General features: G+C 57.1%; 15 protein-coding genes, 4 tRNA genes and 1 pseudogene. 9 read left to right on the top strand and 11 right to left on the bottom strand.

The features are described from left to right. Positions 1 to 30: 30 nt before the first annotated feature. Positions 31 to 116: transfer RNA gene (locus LN050_00760), tRNA-Leu, on the bottom strand. Positions 117 to 406: 290 nt separating this feature from the next. Between LN050_00760 and LN050_00755 the strand changes: the two genes are divergently transcribed. From LN050_00755 to LN050_00730, 6 genes are all read left to right on the top strand, one after another. After that, positions 407 to 904: a squalene/phytoene synthase family protein gene (locus tag LN050_00755; protein UFS56459.1), complete on the top strand. Its 498-nt coding sequence runs from the start codon at positions 407 to 409 to the stop codon at positions 902 to 904. Next, positions 876 to 1,271 (top strand): squalene/phytoene synthase family protein, encoded by a 396-nt coding sequence (locus tag LN050_00750; protein UFS56458.1) that lies wholly within the window; start codon positions 876 to 878, stop codon positions 1,269 to 1,271. The genes LN050_00755 and LN050_00750 overlap by 29 nt, the downstream gene beginning before the upstream one ends. 187 nt (positions 1,272 to 1,458) lie before the next feature. Next, complete coding sequence (locus LN050_00745; protein ID UFS56457.1) at positions 1,459 to 2,586, top strand: efflux RND transporter periplasmic adaptor subunit; 1,128 nt, start codon at positions 1,459 to 1,461, stop codon at positions 2,584 to 2,586. Positions 2,587 to 2,613: 27 nt separating this feature from the next. Next, a complete protein-coding gene (locus LN050_00740) occupies positions 2,614 to 5,775 on the top strand; it encodes an efflux RND transporter permease subunit (protein ID UFS56456.1) in 3,162 nt (1,053 codons plus the stop codon). A 41-nt stretch (positions 5,776 to 5,816) separates the two neighbouring features. Continuing rightward, a complete protein-coding gene (gene hpnD, locus LN050_00735; protein UFS56455.1) occupies positions 5,817 to 6,665 on the top strand; it encodes a presqualene diphosphate synthase HpnD in 849 nt (282 codons plus the stop codon). After that, on the top strand, positions 6,665 to 8,086 hold the full coding sequence (locus tag LN050_00730) for an FAD-dependent oxidoreductase (GenBank protein UFS56454.1): 1,422 nt from the start codon (positions 6,665 to 6,667) through the stop codon (positions 8,084 to 8,086). The genes hpnD and LN050_00730 overlap by 1 nt, the downstream gene beginning before the upstream one ends. Before the next feature lie 111 nt (positions 8,087 to 8,197). Here LN050_00730 and LN050_00725 read toward each other — a convergent pair whose 3' ends face one another. From LN050_00725 to LN050_00715, 3 genes are all read right to left on the bottom strand, one after another. Beyond that, on the bottom strand, positions 8,198 to 9,277 hold the full coding sequence (locus LN050_00725) for a glycine betaine/L-proline ABC transporter ATP-binding protein (protein ID UFS56453.1): 1,080 nt from the start codon (positions 9,275 to 9,277) through the stop codon (positions 8,198 to 8,200). Further along, entirely contained in the window at positions 9,270 to 10,157 is an 888-nt protein-coding gene (locus tag LN050_00720; GenBank protein UFS56452.1) for a proline/glycine betaine ABC transporter permease, read from the bottom strand. Before LN050_00720 ends, LN050_00725 begins: the two co-directional genes overlap by 8 nt. An 86-nt stretch (positions 10,158 to 10,243) precedes the next feature. Next, positions 10,244 to 11,287 (bottom strand): ABC transporter substrate-binding protein, encoded by a 1,044-nt coding sequence (locus LN050_00715; GenBank protein UFS56451.1) that lies wholly within the window; start codon positions 11,285 to 11,287, stop codon positions 10,244 to 10,246. Positions 11,288 to 11,606: 319 nt separating this feature from the next. Here LN050_00715 and hemH point away from each other — a divergent pair, with 319 nt between their 5' ends. From hemH to LN050_00700, 3 genes are all read left to right on the top strand, one after another. Beyond that, positions 11,607 to 12,698, top strand: coding sequence for a ferrochelatase (gene hemH, locus LN050_00710; GenBank protein UFS56450.1), 1,092 nt, complete (start codon positions 11,607 to 11,609; stop codon positions 12,696 to 12,698). 14 nt (positions 12,699 to 12,712) lie between these two features. Beyond that, entirely contained in the window at positions 12,713 to 13,177 is a 465-nt protein-coding gene (locus tag LN050_00705) for an RNA-binding S4 domain-containing protein (GenBank protein UFS56449.1), read from the top strand. A gap of 115 nt (positions 13,178 to 13,292) precedes the next feature. Continuing rightward, complete coding sequence (locus LN050_00700; GenBank protein ID UFS56448.1) at positions 13,293 to 14,312, top strand: DUF6352 family protein; 1,020 nt, start codon at positions 13,293 to 13,295, stop codon at positions 14,310 to 14,312. 187 nt (positions 14,313 to 14,499) lie between these two features. On the opposite strand, the gene LN050_00695 is transcribed toward LN050_00700, so the two are convergent. The 7 genes and pseudogenes from LN050_00695 to LN050_00665 all read right to left on the bottom strand — a co-directional run bounded on the left by LN050_00695 (position 14,500) and on the right by LN050_00665 (position 19,572). Beyond that, positions 14,500 to 14,576 (bottom strand) — tRNA-Asp (locus LN050_00695). Between the two features lie 53 nt (positions 14,577 to 14,629). Beyond that, positions 14,630 to 14,705, bottom strand: a tRNA-Glu gene (locus LN050_00690). A 100-nt stretch (positions 14,706 to 14,805) separates the two neighbouring features. Beyond that, a tRNA-Ala gene (locus LN050_00685) sits at positions 14,806 to 14,881 on the bottom strand. Between the two features lie 74 nt (positions 14,882 to 14,955). Further along, positions 14,956 to 16,363, bottom strand: a pseudogene (gene gltX, locus LN050_00680) (glutamate--tRNA ligase). Positions 16,364 to 16,381: 18 nt separating this feature from the next. Next, complete coding sequence (locus LN050_00675) at positions 16,382 to 17,539, bottom strand: O-succinylhomoserine sulfhydrylase (protein UFS57410.1); 1,158 nt, start codon at positions 17,537 to 17,539, stop codon at positions 16,382 to 16,384. A 71-nt stretch (positions 17,540 to 17,610) separates the two neighbouring features. Further along, positions 17,611 to 19,080 (bottom strand): amidophosphoribosyltransferase, encoded by a 1,470-nt coding sequence (purF, locus tag LN050_00670; GenBank protein ID UFS56447.1) that lies wholly within the window; start codon positions 19,078 to 19,080, stop codon positions 17,611 to 17,613. Further along, on the bottom strand, positions 19,081 to 19,572 hold the full coding sequence (locus tag LN050_00665; protein UFS56446.1) for a CvpA family protein: 492 nt from the start codon (positions 19,570 to 19,572) through the stop codon (positions 19,081 to 19,083). Positions 19,573 to 19,627: the final 55 nt, after the last annotated feature.

The raw sequence follows: 19,627 nt of genomic DNA, 5'->3' as shown, positions 1-19,627 counted from the left end.
TGTTTGGCTACAACGAAGCATATAAATAAGTGGTGCGCGGGGGGGACTCGAACCCCCACACTGTCTCCAGCGTCAGGACCTAAACCTGGTGCGTCTACCAATTTCGCCACCCGCGCTAATTCGGTGCTGATAACCAGCCAGCTGTACATATTGCAAAGCCAGCGGGTCTATTCACTGCATTGCGTGCGTCAACACCCAACACTCTGCACAGACGAATTGTGGCGCTTGTGCAGCGAATAACCCGCTATTGTAGACCGAGCTGCAGCATTTTTTTGCCTTGACTCAAATGAAACGCAAAACACTTGCTCAACAAGACTTGCTCTGCCCAAGCAAGACAGGCCTGTGCGGAGCAGGTTTTATTTGTGCCCTTATCGCCTGGTTGTGCGGCTGCGCCACAATAAGGCCTATGTCTGTTGGTGTTGATCATTACGAAAATTTTCCGGTTGCAAGCTGGCTTTGTCCCAAGCACTTGCGCCCTGCCGTTCAAGCGATCTACCGCTGGGCCCGCACCGGCGACGATATTGCAGACGAAGGCACAGACACCCCCTCGCAGCGGCTCAATCAGTTGGCCAGCATGCGCAACGCCTTGCAGCAAGCCATTGCCGAGCAAGCCCACGACGCAACCACACAGCCATGGGCCCAGCTGGTAGCACCACTGGCCCAGCTGGTACGCAACGGCTTAAAGCCAAAGCCCTTGTTTGATTTGCTGCAAGCCTTTGAGTCAGACGTTAGCCGTACGGCCAGCGCACCGCTTGGAGACCGGTACCAAGACTGGCCAGCGTTATTGAACTACTGCAGCTATTCCGCCAACCCAGTTGGGCGGCTGATGCTGCAGCTTTACAAGGTGAATGACCCAGAGGTGATGGCACAAAGCGATGCGGTGTGCACAGCTGCAACTGATTAATTTTTGGCAAGACCTCAGTCAAGACTTGGCCAGGCAGCGGTTTTACATACCTGTAACGGTTTTGGCGCAGCACCAGTTGCCACCCACTTGTGACCTGCGCGAGGTAGAACCAACAACAGCGCAAGCCGTCGTGGCGCAGCTGGTGGCGCATGCCACACAAACCATGCACAGTGGCCTAGGTGTCGTGCATGCAATACCTGGTCGCGCCAGCTGGGAGCTGGCTCTGGTAGTGGCTGGTGGCCTGCGCATATTGCAGCGTATAAAGGCCACCGGCTTTAAAAGCGCTCAGATCAGGCCCAAGCTCACAGCCTTTGATTGGCTGGCAGTGGCTTACGAGGCCTTGCGCATCAAGTTACGCCGGCCTTGAACCTGGCCCAGGTCTGACTCAAACCGCTAACACGGCGCCCTAAACGCAACACCATGATGTAGACGGTCTGTAGCGGCTATTCCCCGGCCACAGCCGCGGGCACTCGGCGCGGGGACGACGCACACCTCAGCCATACACGATAATATTTAGGTATTCAGTTTCACCCCTCTTTCATTAGCGACCAGCCATGCAAAAGCCCTTAGTTACTGCCCGCCTTTCTAACGCTGCTGCCAGGGCCTATGCGTCCAGCAGGCGACAACGCGCCAGTGTGGGACTGGCTTGTCTATTGGTCTTGGGCGGCGCGGTATACCTCAGTACCACCCCAGTGCAAAGCCAGGAAGCGGCAAACAGTGCGCAAGCGCTGCCGCCCACAGTTGCAATCAGCACATTTGAAGAGGTGTTGGTGCACCCAAGCCTGGCGGCCGCCGCACAAGTGCAAGCGCGCAACACCGCACAACTGGCGGCCCAAGTAGGTGGTGTGGTGCAAAGCTGGCATGCAGATGCCGGCGCCACGGTCAAGCGCGGCGAGGTGCTGGCCCAGCTTGACCCGCAAGACTTGCGCCTGGCCCTGGCGCAAGCCCAAGCCGCATATGCATCAGCCACAGCACAAGCGGCCCTTAGCGCGCAGCAGCTCAAGCGCGCGCAAGATTTGGTGGCGCAGGGCTTTTTGTCGCCACAAGCGTTACAGCAACGCGAAACCGAACAATCAGTCACCAAGGCTCAGGTCGCCGGTGCTGCAGCCGCGTTACAAACCGCCAGGCGCGCGCTGAGCAAAACCGCTATCACCGCCCCATTCAACGGCGTGGTGTTGCAGCGCATGGCGCAAGTGGGCGATATGGTGGCAGCGGGCACACCGCTGTTTCAGCTGGTAGACAACGCCAAGCCCGAAGTGGCTTTAAGCGTGTCGGCCACGCAGGCCATCAGCTTGAAGCGCGCAGCTACCGCCACATGGCGGGCCAAAGACACATCACAAGACTATGCGGTGAAGGTGTTGCGCATTGGTGCCAGCCTTGATCAGCGAACGCGGGCGCAGCCTGCCCGCTTGAGCTTTAGCGGCCAGGATGTGCCACTGCCAGGCAGCGCTGGCGAGCTGATGTGGAAAGACCCGCAGGCACACTTGCCCACGCATGTACTGGTGCGCAGAAATGGCCAGGTGGGCTACTTCACGGTAGCCAACAACAAGGCCCAGTTTGTCGCCATTGATCGCGCCCAGGAGGGGCGGCCTGCGGCTATTGACTTGCCGCCCAACGCGCCCATCGTAACCACCGGCCAAGCCTTGCTGCAAAACGGCCAAACGGTTCAACTCAGCCAATAACAGCGCACGCAAAGCTTACCCAATACCATGAAGTTTTACCGCGCCCTCATTGCCAACCACCCACTTGCCAACATCGCCTTTGTGGTGGTGATGCTGCTGGGTGCCATCAGCTATGCCACCATGCCACGTGAGCAAGACCCTGAGATCAACTTCAACTGGGTCAACATCACCACCGTCTTGCCGGGTGCCACTGCCGAAGAGGTTGAGCGCTTGGTGACCAACCCACTTGAAGACGCCATACAGGGTGTGGCCGACATCAAGTTTGTGAACAGCAACTCGCGCGCCAACGTATCGAGCTTGTTGGTGCGTTTTAGAGAGCTGTCAGACCGCGACTTTGACAAGCGCATGAACGACTTGCGCCGCGAGATTCAAAACAAGGCCACCAGCGAAATGCCCAAAGAGGCGGAAGACCCGCGCGTGATGGAAATCACCACGTCTAACGGCTTTCCCACTGCTGCCGTCGTACTCAAAGGCCAAGCAGACGATGAAACGCTGCGCAGCGCGGCCAGACGCATTAAGGCTGACTTAGAACGCTTGCCCGGCGTAGACCAGGTATTTGCATCAGGGTTGCGCAACCCAGAGCTGCGCGTGGTGCCAGACGCGCAAGCCCTGGCTATGCGCGGCCTTACCGCTGCTGATGTGGCTGACAGCTTGAAAGCATGGTGGCGCGACACATCCGCTGGCACCTTGCGCACAAGCGACGGGGCATGGGCAATCAGCGTGCAAGGTGTGACCACAGACCCCAATGCTTTGGCCAATTGGCCAGTGTTGTCGAGCACCCGCGCGGGGGTATCCGCACGCTTGCAAGACGTGGCGCGTATTGAGCAGGCCAGAGCCAAAGCGTCGCAATACGCGGCAACCGAGGGCTTACCTGCCGTTTACATGTCTGTCACCAAAAAGTCTGGCACCAACACACTGGAATTGGTGCAACGCCTCAAAGACTACATCGCCCAGCAAAACCAGGGCATTGCGCTCAACGGGCTGAGCATGGTGCTCAGCGACGACCAGACCATTCCCACTCAAAAAGCCATTGACGTGATGCAAACCAACGCCTTGTACGGCGCCGTGATGGTCTTGGCCGTGAGCTGGCTGTTTTTGGGCTGGAAAGTCGGCGCGCTGATTGCGCTGGGCATTCCGTTTTCGCTGTTGGCAACGTTTGCGCTGCTAAACGGCTTGGACAACACAGTCAACGTGTCGGTGTTGCTGGGCGTGGTGATCGCACTGGGCATGCTGGTAGACGACGCCGTGGTGATCGCAGAGGCTATTTACTACCGGGTACAACGCGGCCAGGACTTGATGGACGCCTGTGTAGACGGCGTGCGCGAAGTGTTTGGCCCCGTGCTGGCTTCAGTGGCCACCACCATGGCCGCGTTTTTGCCGCTGATGCTGCTGCCAGGCATCATGGGTAAGTTCATGTTTGTCATTCCGTTTGTGGTGAGTGTGGCGCTGGCCATCTCACTCATAGAGGCTTTTTGGATGATGCCCGTGCACATGAGCGCCATAGGCGTGAGCAAGTCACAGGCCGACGGCGCCGACTGGCGCACCCGCTTTAACCGGCTTATTCGTTTGCGCTACGGCCAAGCACTGGCCTATGTCATTCGCAGGCCCAAGCGCTTTGCCATGGTGGGCGTGCTGTCAGTGGTTAGCGCCGGCGCGCTGCTGGCCACAGGCGTGATACGCGTACAGTTCTTCGCCTTTGACCCCATACGTGCGTTTTACGTCAATGTTGACATGCCATCCAACGCCGCACTTGAGGACACACTGGCCGCGACCAACCAAGTCGAGTTGGCGGTGCGTGCACAACTCAACGGCGTAGGCACAGGATTGGAAGCACGTTCGGTCACAACCCTGGCTGGCGTCAAATTTACAGAGACTGCGCCTATTTACGGTGAAACATACGGCCAGGTATTTGTGTCTTTAAACCCATTGGGAGCCAACTCGCGTGAGGTCAGCGCGGTGATAGATGGCATGCGCAGCACCATTGAAAACCTGCCAGGCGCGGGCCAAAAAAGCTTTACGGTATTGTCCGGCGGGCCGCCGTCAGGCAAGCCCATTGCCGTCAAAGTGCGCGGTGATGACTTTGACGAAATCCAGGCTGCAGCAGACGCCATCAAAGCCATGGTGCGTGACATACCAGGTGCCACTGACGTGCAAGACGACAACTTGCCTGGACGTCCGCAACTCACCCTGCGCATGGACGCCAACGCGCTGCGCGACAACCATGTCAATGCGGCATTGCTGGCACGCTTAGTGCGCCTGAGTGTTGACGGTGAGGTCGTTGCCTTTACCCGTGAGGCTGGCGACAAAATTGAGCTGCGCGTGATTGCCAACCAGTCCGACTACACCAACCCATCCAGTGTGGCGGCGCTGCTGGACACGCCACTGGCACTACCCAATGGTCAAATCTCGCGCTTGGGTGCATTGGTAGAGCCCCAAACCAATCCCACGCGCGGCTTCATCAAGCATTACAACTTGCGCCGCACCGTCACTGTTGAAGCCAACCTGGACAAAGCTGTTACGGACACCGCTTCGGCCAACGACATACTGAAGGCCAAATGGCAAACCATTCAGTCTGAGCACCCCAATATCAACCTGGATTTTTCTGGCGAACTGGAGGATATTGAAGAGAGCCTGGACGCCATGAAGGTGCTGTTCCTGTTAGGCACTGGCCTGGTGTTTTTAATATTGGCTGCGCAGTTTGCCAGCTACTTTCAGCCGCTGCTCATCTTGGTCACAGTGCCGCTTGCCTTCACAGGCGTGGCATTTGGCTTGGCCATATCTCGCAACCCGCTGTCTTTGTACACCTTGTACGGTGTGATCGCACTAACGGGCATTGCAGTGAACTCCGCCATTGTGTTGATAGACGCGGCCAACGACCGTTTGCGCATGGGGCGCAAAACCTCGCACGCCATCGTGCAGGCATCGCGCAGACGGGTAGTACCTATTCTCATCACCACCACGACCACCATTGGCGGTTTGTTTTCGCTGGCGTTCGGCTTGGGCGGCAACAGCTTGCTGTGGGGACCAGTGGCCGCCAGTATTGTGTGGGGCTTGGCGTTTTCAACATTCCTCACCCTGTTTGCTGTGCCCTTGTTGTACATGGCATTCATGCGCAACACGCAACCCCATAAGCGCGCCAGCCTGTTCCAGCGTGTCATCGGACTGCTGCAGCGCAAGCGCGTGCATTAAGGCGCAATAATGCGCAACAGTCAGCACAGAACACCTCGCATATGACCACCACGCCGCAAGCTTATGTGCAAGAAAAAGCCGCTGCCTCAGGCAGTAGCTTTTACTACGCTTTTTTATTTCTACCAGCACCACAACGAGCGGCCATCACCGCCTTTTACGCCTTTTGCCGCGAAATTGATGATGTCGTGGATGAGGTCAGCGATGCGGGGGTGGCCGCGACCAAACTGGCTTGGTGGCGCACGGAAGTGGGCAAGCTGTTCGCTGGCCAAGCCACCCACCCCGTGATGCTGGCCCTTCAGCCGCACTTGCAAACCTACCAAATTACAGCCGCGCAACTCAACGCCGTGATCGAGGGCTGCGAGATGGACTTGCAGCAAAACCGCTATCTGGACTACCCCGGGCTGCAGCGCTATTGCCACTTGGTGGCAGGCGTGGTGGGTGAGGTAGCCGCACGCATATTCGGCCAAACCCAAGAGAAAACCACCGCCTATGCGCACGCCATGGGCCAGGCATTTCAACTCACCAACATCATTCGCGATGTAGGCGAGGACGCCATGCGTGGGCGCATTTACTTGCCAGTGAATGAATTGCAGCAGTTTGACGTGAAAGCCAACGACCTGCTCAAGCGCGAGTACTCTGAGCGCTTCACCGCCTTGATGCAGTTTCAGGCGGCACGTGCACACCAGCTGTATGACCAAGCCTTGGACCTGCTACCGGCCCAGGACAAGCGCGCGCAAAAGCCGGGCCTGATGATGGCCAACATTTACCGTGCGTTGCTGCGCGAAATTGAGCGCGACGGCTTTCAAGTGCTACACCAACGCACCAGTCTCACGCCCATTCGCAAGCTGTGGCTGGCCTGGAAAACCCAAGCCTTTGGTTGGGTAGGCTAGTGCAGCAACGCGTGGCGGTGATTGGCGCAGGCTGGGCAGGCTGCGCCGCAGCCGTGGCGGCCGTGCAGCAAGGCTGGCAAGTCCATTTGTATGAAGCCGCGCCTCATGCTGGTGGCCGCGCCAAAGCCTTGGCAGGCGCACACACACCCAGCCACGCGGACAAGGCCGACACGCCTGCTCTGGACAACGGTCAGCATATATTGCTAGGCGCCTACAGTGCATGCCTCAGCCTCATGCATACGATTGGCGTGGACACCCATGCAAAGCTGCTGCGCTGCCCACTTGATTTGCGCGACAACAAAGGCCATGGTTTTGCCCTGCCCCGCTGGGCCAGCACCACTTACAGTGCACACGTCAAAGAGACTGCGCTATCAGGCTTACACGCCTGGACACATGAACTACGCATGGCAGCAGCCGCTGGCTGGGGTGTTGCCAGTAGCAGCAGCTGGCCAGTTCATGCACGGCTGCAATTGTTGTGGCGCTTACTGGGCTGGCGCTTGCGTGGCTTTAAGTGCCATAGCAATGCAACAGTGGCTGACCTCTGCCTGGGACTGCACCCCAGTGTGATGCAAGGGTTTATTGAGCCCCTTTGCGTCAGTGCTTTGAATTTATCGACCAGCCAGGCCAGTGGCGCATTGCTGCTGCGCGTTTTAAAAGACGCTTTACTTGGTGGCCGTGGCAGCAGCGACATGTTGCTGCCCCAATGTGACCTCAGCACGCTGTTGGTTGAGCCCTGCTTGCGCTGGCTGCACCAGCATCATGCCCAGGTACTCACTGGCACACGCGTGACTGGCTTGCTGCGAACGGCTGGCCAATGGCAGGTGCAAACGCAGACCACCAAAGACGGCGCAGATACAACCACGCGCTATGACCATGTGATAGTGGCGACGCCCGCTGCCCAGGCTGCCAACTTAAGCTGGGCACACAACACACACTGGGCTCATGCAGCGGCAGCGCTAGGTCACACCGCCATTGCCACCGTTTATGCCCGCAGCGACACCACCGTGCATTGGCGCGCGCCCATGGTGGGTCTACAAGGCGGCCTGGCACAGTTTGCCTTTAATCGAACAGCTCTATTAGGGGGCGGCGCCGCAGCCACGCACATAGCCGCCGTAGTAAGCGACAGCGGCAATGGCCTCAATGCATCACAAAACGACAGCAGCCGCGACGACATCACCCAGGCTGTGATGCAGCAACTGCATGAGGAATGGCCCAACGCCCACTGGCAATGGACACAAACCGTGGTTGAAAAGCGCGCCTGCTTTGCCTGTACACCGAAAGCGGCAAGACCCGTCATGAGCATCGCACCACAGCTGTGGGCTTGCGCAGACTACGTTGCCGGCCCATACCCCTCTACACTCGAAGGCGCAGTCCGCAGCGGCCAAGCCGTGGTGGACGCCATAGCAGCTGCCAACTCGTAGCAAAGCATGGCTTAGTGCTCAGACGTTAAAAAGCCCACCGTCGCGTTGCGCGAGAGCAGGCTTTCAAATAGGGTGCATACCGCCCAACGAGCAGGCGTCCAACCCAAGGGCTTATGTCACCGAGATGGCATCCTCTTGCGGAGGCACCATGGCGCCGATGATGTCGTTCATGGTGATAGTGCCTAGCAACTTGCCCTTGGCGCTCACCACGTTGGCCGCCTCTTTGTTTTCAGCACTCAAGATGCGCGCAGCTTCTTCAATGACCAGACTGGAGTCCACTTGCGGGCCATCCACCGCTGGGCCTGGCTGCATAAGCGTTTTGCAACGTATCACACGGCCGCGGTTCACATCACGCACAAAGCTGCTGATGTAGTCATCTGCAGGCCTGAGCACGATGTTTTGTGCGGTACCCTGCTGTACCACTTCACCATCACGCAAAATCGCCACTTGGTCACCCAGGCGCAATGCTTCGTCCAAGTCATGGGTAATAAACACAATGGTTTTGCCCAGTTCTTGCTGCAAGTCCAACAGCACAGACTGCATGTCGGTGCGAATCAGCGGGTCCAGCGCCGAGAAGGCCTCGTCCATTAGCAACACAGGCGCATCGTTGGTTAGCGCACGGGCCAAGCCAACGCGCTGCTGCATGCCACCAGAAAGTTGGTTGGGGTAGCTGTCTTCGTAGCCAGCCAAGCCCACACGCTCAATCCAGCGCAGCGCCTCTTTGCGACGGACCTTCTTGGACTCACCCTTGATCTCCAAACCAAACTCGGTATTTTCCAGCACCGTGTAATGCGGCATCAGGGCGAATTTTTGAAAGACCATAGCCGTTTGTGCGCGGCGAAACTCGCGCAATTGCGCATCATTCATGGCCGCCACATCTTGGTTACCCACCCACATCTCGCCCGCTGTAGGGTCAATGAGACGGTTGATGTGGCGAATAAGCGTGCTCTTGCCAGAGCCAGATAAACCCATCACCACCTGAATGGCGCCTGGCTTCATGCTGATGTTGATGTCCTTCAAGCCCAACACGTGGCCGTGGTCATCGCGCAGCTCTTGCTTGGTCATGCCGCCCTTGACGTCTTCCAGAAATTTCTCAGGTGTTGGACCAAAGATTTTGTACAAACCTTTGATGTCAATACCCACAGACGGCGTATCTGCCGAATCGTTGCTGTTTGTCACTTGATCAACCATGGACAACCTCCAAATGGCGCTGCAAACGCTTGCCGTAGGCCTGCGATGCGCGGTCAAAAATAATGGCAATGCCCACAATGGCCAAGCCGTTGAATATGCCTAATGTGAAGTACTGGTTGGCAATGGCTTTAAGCACTGGCTGGCCCAGGCCCTGGACACCAATCATCGAAGCCACCACAACCATGGCCAAGCTCAGCATGATGGTCTGGTTCACACCCGCCATGATGGTGGGCAAGGCCAGTGGCAGCTGTACCTTGGTCATTTTTTGCCAAGCAGACGTACCAAACGCCTCTGAGGCTTCAAGCACATCGGCTGGTACCAGTCGAATACCCAAGTTGGTAAATCGAATAACGGGTGGGATGGCGTAAATGACTACGGCCAGCAAACCCGGCACTTTGCCAATACCCAGCAGCATGACGACGGGAATGAGGTACACAAAGCTGGGCATAGTCTGCATGATGTCCAGCGTGGGGTTCACAACTTTTTGCATGCGGTCAAAGCGGCTCATCAAGATGCCAATGGGCAGGCCCAGCACCAGCGCCACAATCGTGCACACAAAAATCATGGACACCGTCTTCATGGTGTCGTCCCACATACCAAAGTAGCCAATCAGCAGCAAGGTCGCAATTGTGCCAACGACAATCTTGGTCGAACGTGAAGCCAGCCAAGCTATGACGGCGATACCCAATATGACCAGTGGCCATGGTGAGTCGGTGAGCAAGCGCTCGGAAAAAATCAAAAACTCCTTGAGCGGGTCGAACAGGCGTTCCAACAGCTCGCCATGCTCACGCGTGAAATCGCGAAAGCTGGAGTCAATGCCTTTTTTCAAGGCTCGCAGGGCTTCGGCGCCCATTTCCGGGAATGTATAAAACCAATCCATTATTTTTCTCCTGAAACAAAAAACGCCTGCATAACAACATGCAGGCGTAGCGGCTGCCCCAACACTGGGGCAGCGTCAGAAGCAACTTACAAGGCTGCCTTGATCTTCTCAGCAGCAGCTGGGCTCACCCATGTGGTCCACATCGCTTCGTTGGTCTTCAAGAAGTGCGCAGCACCGTCTTCACCAGTTGCCTGGTTGTCAGACATCCAAGCCAACAAAACGTTCACGGTGTTGTTATCCCACTGGCGATTAGCCAGGTAGTTGTAGGCATCGCCACCTTCTTGCTTGAAGCGGTCTGTTACAACAGTAAACACGTCGGCTTTAGGCCATGCATTTTTTTGTGGGTCAGCGCAATCGAGCTTGGCGTTACAGTTGTCCCAGGCTGCCTGGTCAAGCGGCACACCTGGATCCAAGCGAACCATTTCGTACTTGCCCAAGATGGATGTGGGTGCCCAGTAGTAACCCAGCCAGCCTTGCTTGCGCTCGTATGCTTTGGCAATAGAGCCGTCCAAGCCAGCAGAAGAGCCGGTGTCAACCAAGGTGAAACCTTTTTCTTCGGCATCCCATGCCTTGAAAGCATTACCGGTGGTGATTTGGCAGCTCCAGCCTGCAGGACAGTTGTGCACAGCACCCTTGGCGTCATCTTCAGGTGCTGGGAACAGCTCTGGGCGCATCAACGCGTCGTCAATGGTCTTGATGTCTGGGTTGGCATCAGCCAGGTACTTTGGAATCCACCAGCCTTCAACACCGCCGTCTGACAATGACTCGGCGCCAAAGTGCAAGCGGCCTTCGGAAACGGCAGCTTCCAGCGGCTCACGAATGGAGTTAACCCAAGCTTCTGGGGCTACGTCGGGCTGGCCTTTTTCAATCATGGCTGTCAGGGTAGGCATGGTGTCGCCTGGCACCAACTCTGCATCACAGCCGTAGCCGTTGGCCAAAATGAACTGGTCGATAGCAGCCAGAACTTCGGCAGACTGCCAGTTCATGCTGGCGATGGTGACAGCGCCACATGTGGCGTCTGCAACAGGGGCAGCATCAGCTACTTTTTCTTCTTCTTTTTGTCCACAGGCAGCCAAAGTGGCGGCTACCACGGTTAGAGCTAACGCCAGTTTGCGTTGGTTGGATGTCAAATTTCTTCTCCTAACAGTTAAACGGTGTCCCGAGGATCTGCATACACAGGTGCACTCGGAGCGAAAGCGACCCGACGACCTGAAGGATAAAAACGAACGACAAACCAGCCGCTCAACCAACAGGGTGTTGGGTTGAACTTACAAGACTAAATATATCAGAATATCTAATTCTTCGCTTTTAGCTGCTTTATTTCATATAACAAAGTAAATTTTTAACTATATATAACTACTTTTTAAAATAAACAAGCCATTTGAACAATGCGCCAAACTCGCTGACCAGCGATCAACAGGGCTTTAGCGCATAAGAGACAATATAGCCATGTCATTTCAACCAGAAGCCCCCTACACCCACGGCCAGCCCGCCAAAACAGCTGTACTGTGGTGCAATCTAGGCACACCAGACGCGCCTACCGCCCCTGCCCTGCGTCGTTACCTGGCCGAATTCTTGGCCGACCGACGCGTGGTCGAAATTCCAAGACTCATTTGGATGCTGATATTGCACGGCATTATTTTGCGCATTCGCCCCAGGAAGTCTGCGGCCAAGTACGCCAGCATTTGGACCAGTGACGGGTCCCCGCTAAAAGTGGGTACGCAAGCGCAAGCCCATGCGCTTGAGTCCCAGCTGCGCGCCAGCGGTCACGATGTGGCTGTGCACATGGTGATGCGCTACGGACAGCCCAACATGGCCAGCGTGATGAACCAGCTCAAACTGCAGGGTGTGACGCGTGTGTTACTGATGACGGCCTACCCCCAATACAGCGGCACAACCACGGCCAGTGTGTTTGACGCGTTTTACAAATGGGCACTGAACATACGCTGGGTGCCTGAGATGCGCTTTGTCAACCAGTACCACGACCACCCCGCCTACATCGCGGCGCTGGCTGGCAAGGTTAAAGCACATTGGCAGGCCAACGGACAAGCTGAATTGCTGCTGATGAGCTTTCACGGCGTACCCGAGCGCACGCTACACCTCGGCGACCCCTACCACTGCCAGTGCCACAAAACTGCCAGGCTGCTGGCCCAAGCGCTGGGGCTTGGCAAGGATCAATACAAAGTCACCTTCCAGTCCCGCTTTGGCAAGGCCAAGTGGCTAGAGCCCTACACAGAACCCACACTCATAGACCTTGCCAGCAAGGGCCTCAAGCGCGTGGACGTGATGTGCCCCGGATTCACCAGTGACTGCCTGGAAACATTAGAAGAAATTCAAGACGAGGCACGTGAGGCTTTCATGCATGTCGGTGGCGAGCAGTTCAACTACATTGCCTGCCTCAACGACGATACCGCATGGGTTGAAGGCTTGGCCGTCATTGCAGCGTCACACCTGCAAGGCTGGCCCACCACCACCGCACACGACGCAACGGCGTCGCAGGCTGCGCAACACGCTGCGCTGGCCATGGGCGCCAAGCAGTAAAACCACCGCTGGGTATGAGCAAGAACAACGCCGCCAACAGCAGCGATGCAGACAGCAAATACCGCTTGGACAAGTGGCTATGGGCAGCGCGCTTTTTCAAGACGCGCGCCTTGGCTACGGATGCAGCCAACAAAGGCCACATCAAACTCAATGGTGCATTGGCCAAACCCTCGCGTGACGTCAAACTGGGGGACACCATTGAAATCATGGTGCAGCGCATGACCTGGACAGTAAACGTGCTGGGCCTTAGCGCCATACGGGGCAGCGCCCCCATCGCGCAAGCCTTGTACACAGAAACAGCCGAATCAAAAGCCGCGCGCGAAGCAGCCGCGGCAGCCAGGCGCCTCGCGCCGGAGCCAGCGCAGGCCATCACACAGGGCCGCCCCACCAAAAGAGACAGGCGCGACCTGCAAAAAGCAAGCGGGCGCGACAACGCCGGCCACTGGGACGCTCGCTGGACGGCCAGCCTGGACGACTAGGCCTGCCAACCGGCAACGCACCAAGCCTTGGCCATGTGCTGCCACGGGCTGCAAGGGAACAAACAACGGACTACGTCGCACCAATACGCAACCAGACCACCTAAAATGAGCCACGATGCTCAAAAACGATTTCTGGTCTCAATCCGGCTACGCCTTATTGCATGTTGACGCGCAACAGCAATTGGTGGTTACCGACGCCTTTCTCAGCTTTTTATTAAACCGCCCGGAGCTGGCCCCAGTGGACACCTCCTGCGACGCAGAGCGTGCACTCTTTTCGCAGCTGGTCGCGCAGCCTCGTACCAACATATCTGACGACCAATTGGCGCAGCTCGCCAATCCAGATGTAGCCGACAACTACAGGGTATGGCTGCGGTTTCGCGACCGAGTGCTGGCCCGCCCCACGTTGGAGGCCAGTTACATGGCACTCTTTCAGGGCACAGGCGTTGATGTACCGCCAGTACTGGTCAACCAGCTCACCCACGTGCTGGTGCGCCACGTGTTGGGCGCCGCGCCCTCCGCATTGGCCGCACGGGTAGGAGAAATGTTCTTCCGCAGCCAAATGATCACGTCCACCGACGAGGGGGCCTTGCTCGCTGCTGACGAAGAAGTGGTCAATGCGCGAGCACCCAACGCAGGCTTTGACTTGATGGGCTTGCTCCGTACCGGCGGTGGTTCTCTGATAGGTGTGGATTTGGACGTTATCGGCCCCGACAACCAAGACGTTTATTGGGCGCGCGACACCAAGTACGACACCGTTATTGCCCTGAACAGCCAGCAACCTGCGATGAAAGCACTGTGTGACCTGATAACCAATTGGGTACGGCATTTTCTGCACGTGAAGGTACGCATCACAGCGCAGGACAAGGTGCAGGACAAAAAGTGGGCCTGGCATCTTGGTCTGGACATGCAGTCCAGCGCCATTTTGAATGACCTCTACCTTGGCAAGCGTGTAGGCGATGCACGCTTGGCGCAATTGCTGTGCTTGTTCAAGCTGGAATTTGACAAACCCACAGATATGCTGGCCAAGGTCGCCGGCAAGCCCGTCTACATGGCCATGGCCTGTGACACCGACAACCGGTTAAGGCTAAAGCCCCAGAACTTGCTACTGAACTTACCCTTGGCTCTGCGTTCGTAAACAATAGGGCCCGTTCAGACAAAAGACGCAGTACACGTTTCACGACCGCAGCTCGTTGCTACAGCTGGTGTTGCTACAACACCACTTGGCGACATGTGTTATGAAGGTACAAATGCACAACACAAATGAAAAAGCCTCTTGTAAACAAGAGGCTTTGATTCATCAGGCGTTTGAAGCCTATAACCAATGGCGGAGTGGACGGGACTCGAACCCGCGACCCCCGGCGTGACAGGCCGGTATTCTAACCAACTGAACTACCACTCCGCGTGGGCAGCTTTTGAGTGGATGCTTGTGGCATCCACCAAGTGCTACAAACTTGGCGACCCTACGGGGATTCGAACCCCGGTACCCACCGTGAAAGGGTGGTGTCCTAGGCCTCTAGACGATAGGGTCAAAACCTAGAAAAATTCCGCTTCAGCTTTAGACAGACATTGCTGTCTATTTGAAGCAAGCCTCACATTATACGATGATTTTGTGCTGCTTTTAAAAAACTTGGTGGAGGTAAGCGGGATCGAACCGCTGACCTCTTGCATGCCATGCAAGCGCTCTCCCAGCTGAGCTATACCCCCACGGGTTGTTACAAATTGCATTCAACTTGAATTGTTTGCTGCTTTGTAGCAAGCCTGCAAGTATAGAACACTTTTCAGGCTGCTTTGAGTTTCGCCACCACATTTTTTTTATCGAACAAAGCCAGCATGGCATCTACCGACGGCGTGTTGGGTGTACCCATGGTGAGAACGCGCACAGGCATGGCCAGCTGGGGCATTTTCAAACCGTGTTCAGCAAGCGTGGTCTTGATAGCTGCAGCAATCGCCTCTTGGGTCCACTCACCGGCTTCAAGCAAGCCTGCAAGCGTCGCCATGGCTGGTTTAACGGCGTCGGTGACATGCTTTGCGATGTCTTCATGGCTGGCTACGGCGTCAACAAAATAGGCTTTGGCCCAAGCTGCAAGCGCCACCAGGGTGTCGCAGCGGTCTTTGAACAGGGCGCAAATACCAATGAGCCTGGCATCGGGCGTGGCGTTGATACCGTCCAGCGACAAACGCTGTGCCACCATGGCAGCCAGTGCCGCATCAGCTGGCCTTGATGTGCTGGGCGTTGATCCAACGCAGCTTGGCTTCGTCAAACTGCGCGGCACTGCGGCCCAAATGGTCTAAGTTAAACCACGCAATAAACTGCTCTACGCTAAACACTTCGTCGTCACCATGGCTCCAGCCCAGGCGAGCCAGGTAGTTCACCATGGCTTCGGGCAAGTAGCCTTCGTCGCGGTATTGCGTAACGGCTTTGGCACCGTTGCGCTTGCTCATCTTTTCGCCGGCCTCATTCAGCACGGTCGGTAAGTGCGCGTAAGTGGGCGGCGCGTAGCCCAGCGCTTTCGCGATGTTGATTTGGCGCGGCGTGTTGTTCACGTGATCGTCGCCGCGTATGACATGGGTAATAGCCATGTCCATGTCGTCGACCACCACACAGAAGTTGTAGGTGGGCGTGCCGTCCGGGCGCGCCACCACCAGATCGTCCAACTCGGCATTGGCAATTTCTATGGGGCCTTTGACCTTGTCCATCCAAGCTACCACCCCCTCGGTTGGGTTTTTAAAGCGCCACACAGGCTGCACGTCTTGCGGCACGCTGGGCAATGTCTTGCCAGGCTCTGGGCGCCACATGCCGTTGTAGCGTGGTTTTTCCTTTGCGGCCATTTGCGCTTCGCGCAATGCGTCTAGCGCCTCTACCGACATGTAGCAGGGATAGACCAAACCTTTTGCCTTGAGCTGCTCCAGCACGTCGCGGTAGCGGTCCATGCGCTGCATTTGATAGAAAGGGCCTTCGTCAGGCGTCATGCCTAGCCACTGCATACCCTGCAAGATCACATCCACAGACGCTTGCGTTGAGCGGGCCTGGTCCGTGTCTTCTATGCGCAAAATAAAGTCGCCGCCTGTGGCCTTGGCAAACGCCCATGGGTACAGCGCAGAGCGAATATTACCCAGGTGAATAAAACCAGTGGGCGACGGCGCAAAGCGAGTGCGCACGCGGGCAGCAGTATCTGTAGTAGTCATAACTCAAGCAGTGGGTAATTACGCGCCACCGACCGAGAGCGCGTGTAAAAAGTCTTGTTGCAAATCGGGGCCATGCTCCAGGCCAACGGCCACCCGAATAAGTGACTGGCCAACGCCTGCGCTGGCGCGCTGCGCCTCGGTCAGACGGCCATGTGAGGTACTGGCCGGATGAGACACCAAGGTCTTGGTGTCCCCCAGATTGGTACACAGCTTGACCAGCTGCAAGGCATTGAGCGTGGCAAACGCCCGCGCCCTACCCTGCTCGGGACTATCGGCTTTTAGCGTGAACGACAACACCGCGCCGCCCAGGTCACTTTGCTGGCGCATGGCAAGCGCATGTTGTGGGTGGCTTTGCAAGCCCGGAAAAAACACATGGTCCACGCATGGCTGCTGTTGCAGCCAATGGGCCAGGGCCAGGGCATTGGCCGACTGGGCGCGCATGCGAATGCCCAGCGTTTCAAGGCCCTTTAGCACCACCCAGGCATTGAACGGCGACAAGGTCATGCCAGCGCTGCGGATCAAGGGGCTGAACACCTGATTCACCAACTCGCTGCTGGCACACAAAGCACCTGCCATCACGCGACCCTGGCCATCCAAATACTTGGTGCCCGAGTGCACCACAATATCTGCGCCAAACGCAACAGGGCGCTGCAATATGGGCGTGGCAAAGCAATTGTCTACCGCCAGCCACGCGCCGGCCTTGTGCGCAATGTCGGCCAAGGCCGCAATGTCACAAACGTCAGTCAGCGGGTTGGTAGGCGTCTCGGCAAACAACAGCCGCGTATTGGGCTGCACCGCACTGGCCCATTCGCCTACGTTGGTTTGCGACACAAAGGTGGTGGTCACACCAAACTTGGCAAACTCTGTGCCTATGAGCTTGATGGTTGAGCCAAACATGGAGTGCGAGCAAATCACATGGTCGCCACTTTTCAGCAAGCCCATGCACATCAGCAAAATTGCCGACATACCCGTGGACGTGGCAATAGCAGCTTGCGAGCCTTCCATGGCGGCCAAGCGTTGCTCAAAACTACCGACGGTTGGGTTACCCAAACGAGAGTAGGTAAAGCCCTCTTCTTCGCCGGCAAAGCGCGCAGCAGCGACTTCAGCGCTGGGCTGCACATAGCCGCTGGTCAGAAACAACGCCTCCGCGTTTTCACCGTATTGACTGGATGGCATGCCCGTGTGCTGCGCATGCGTCTCGGCATGCCATTGGTCAGTATGGGCTGGGGTGGCGGGAACAGATGGTTTCATGCGTCAGCCTCTTGATTGCTGTCTTCAACACGCTCGCCGCGCAAACGCGCAATGTCTGCGTCTGTGATGTCGCCGGTGCAATAAACACCGTCAAAGCAGGACGCGTCAAAACCGTCTAGGTTGGGGTTCAGGGAAGCGACTGCCTTCTTGAGGCCATTAACATCCTGGTAAATGAGTGCATCACAGCCAATAAGTTTGCAAACTTCGTCTACCGTTTTGCCACTGGCCACCAGCTCGTCCGGGCTTGGCATGTCAATGCCGTACACGTTGGGAAAGCGCACAGGCGGCGCAGCACTGGCCAGGTAAACCCGCCTGGCACCTGCGTCTCTGGCCATTTGAACAATCTCCCGACTGGTGGTGCCACGCACAATGGAGTCGTCAACCAGCAGCACATTGCGCCCCTTGAATTCAGAGGCGATGACGTTGAGCTTTTGACGCACCGAGCGCTTGCGCACAGATTGACCGGGCATGATGAAGGTACGACCCACGTAGCGGTTTTTGACAAAACCCTCGCGGTAAGGTTTGCCCAGCAAATGCGCCAACTGCATGGCACTGGGGCGGGATGATTCAGGAATGGGAATCACCGAGTCAATCAAGTCTGGGGACACCGTCGATATGACGCGTTGCGCCAGGGTCTCGCCCATGTTCAGACGCGCCTGGTACACAGATACGCCATCCATTTGCGAATCTGGCCTGGCCAGATAAACATACTCAAACAGGCACGGAAAGTGTTGCGATGTCTCGCTGCATTGCTGCGCATGCAGGTGGCCTTGCATGTCTATAAACACGGCTTCGCCCGGCTTGATGTCGCGCACAAAATGGTGGCCAGTGCCCTCTAGGGCAACAGACTCACTCGCAACCATGGTTGCGCCGTCGCCTTGGCCCAAGCACAGCGGGCGAATACCAAAGGGGTCGCGAAATGCCAGCAAACCGTGGCCAGCGATCAAGGCCACGACCGCGTAAGAGCCTTTCAGGCGCTTGTGCACGCGGGCAACCGCAGCAAACACATCTGAAGGCTTTAGTGGCAGTCCACGTGTGGCATTTTCAAGCTCATGGGCCAATACGTTAAGCAACACTTCCGAGTCTGAATCGGTGTTGATATGACGGTGGTCACTGCTGAACAGCTCTGCTTTTAGGGCATGCGCATTGGTGAGGTTACCGTTGTGCGACATCACCAGGCCAAATGGCGCGTTGACGTAAAACGGCTGGGCTTCTTCTTCGCTGCTGGCGTTACCCGCTGTTGGGTAGCGCACCTGGCCCAAGCCCACGTTACCGGGTAGCGCACGCATGTCGCGGGTGCGGAATACGTCGCGCACCATGCCCTTGGCCTTGTGCATAAAAAACTTGCGCTCTTGCTGCGTGACAATACCCGCGGCGTCTTGCCCGCGGTGTTGCAGCAGCAGCAAGGCGTCGTAAATCAGTTGGTTAACAGGGGCGTGACTGACCACGCCAACAATGCCGCACATTTAAGGAATCAACCTTTCAATCGCCTGTGGCAACACAGGCTTTAGTAACACCAACACAGACTGCAACAATTGCGCACCGCTTGAGCTGCTCCACCACGGCTCAGCCTCAAGCTTTAGCACCAAGACGACCAAAGCGGCCACCAACAACACCACAACGCCGCGCACCAAACCAAATAACGCGCCTAGAGATCTATCGGCCGGACGCAGGCCTGAAGCGCTGATCCAGCGGCGCAAGGTAGACGCCACAAAGCCGCCCACAAATACAAACACCACAAACACCACCACATAGCGCACCACCAGGGCCAGCAGGCCCGTGCCCTCTAAAGCCGGCACCCACTGTGCCAGCAGCGGCGCCACCAGACTGGTGGCCATAACGGCAAACAACCAGTTGGCAATCGCCAACAGTTCGTACACCAACCCGCGCCAGGCGCCCCACACCAGAGAGGCTCCCAACAGCGCAGACATGGCCGTGTCCAGGGCAGACCAATTCATGGACGCTGCGCTGCGCTACACATGCCAAGAACGGTGTTGGGGCCCGGCATCATGG

Source organism: Comamonadaceae bacterium M7527 (assembly GCA_021044545.1).
Taxonomy (GTDB): domain Bacteria; phylum Pseudomonadota; class Gammaproteobacteria; order Burkholderiales; family Burkholderiaceae_C; genus RS62.
Note: the sequence above shows the minus strand (reverse complement) of the source record. Positions and strands in the feature narration are given on the sequence as shown.

Excerpts from the sequence above, each read along its gene's own strand:
- LN050_00675 (UFS57410.1), bottom strand. The coding sequence starts at position 17,539 with ATGCCATCCAGTCAATACGGTGAAAACGCGGAGGCGTTGTTTCTGACC.
- LN050_00700 (UFS56448.1), top strand. The coding sequence starts at position 13,293 with ATGCTCAAAAACGATTTCTGGTCTCAATCCGGCTACGCCTTATTGCAT.
- LN050_00740 (UFS56456.1), top strand. The coding sequence starts at position 2,614 with ATGAAGTTTTACCGCGCCCTCATTGCCAACCACCCACTTGCCAACATC.
- purF (UFS56447.1), bottom strand. The coding sequence starts at position 19,080 with ATGTGCGGCATTGTTGGCGTGGTCAGTCACGCCCCTGTTAACCAACTG.
- LN050_00750 (UFS56458.1), top strand. The coding sequence starts at position 876 with ATGCGGTGTGCACAGCTGCAACTGATTAATTTTTGGCAAGACCTCAGT.
- LN050_00755 (UFS56459.1), top strand. The coding sequence starts at position 407 with ATGTCTGTTGGTGTTGATCATTACGAAAATTTTCCGGTTGCAAGCTGG.
- LN050_00745 (UFS56457.1), top strand. The coding sequence starts at position 1,459 with ATGCAAAAGCCCTTAGTTACTGCCCGCCTTTCTAACGCTGCTGCCAGG.
- hpnD (UFS56455.1), top strand. The coding sequence starts at position 5,817 with ATGACCACCACGCCGCAAGCTTATGTGCAAGAAAAAGCCGCTGCCTCA.
- LN050_00665 (UFS56446.1), bottom strand. The coding sequence starts at position 19,572 with ATGAATTGGTCTGCCCTGGACACGGCCATGTCTGCGCTGTTGGGAGCC.
- hemH (UFS56450.1), top strand. The coding sequence starts at position 11,607 with ATGTCATTTCAACCAGAAGCCCCCTACACCCACGGCCAGCCCGCCAAA.
- LN050_00725 (UFS56453.1), bottom strand. The coding sequence starts at position 9,277 with ATGGTTGATCAAGTGACAAACAGCAACGATTCGGCAGATACGCCGTCT.
- LN050_00705 (UFS56449.1), top strand. The coding sequence starts at position 12,713 with ATGAGCAAGAACAACGCCGCCAACAGCAGCGATGCAGACAGCAAATAC.
- LN050_00720 (UFS56452.1), bottom strand. The coding sequence starts at position 10,157 with ATGGATTGGTTTTATACATTCCCGGAAATGGGCGCCGAAGCCCTGCGA.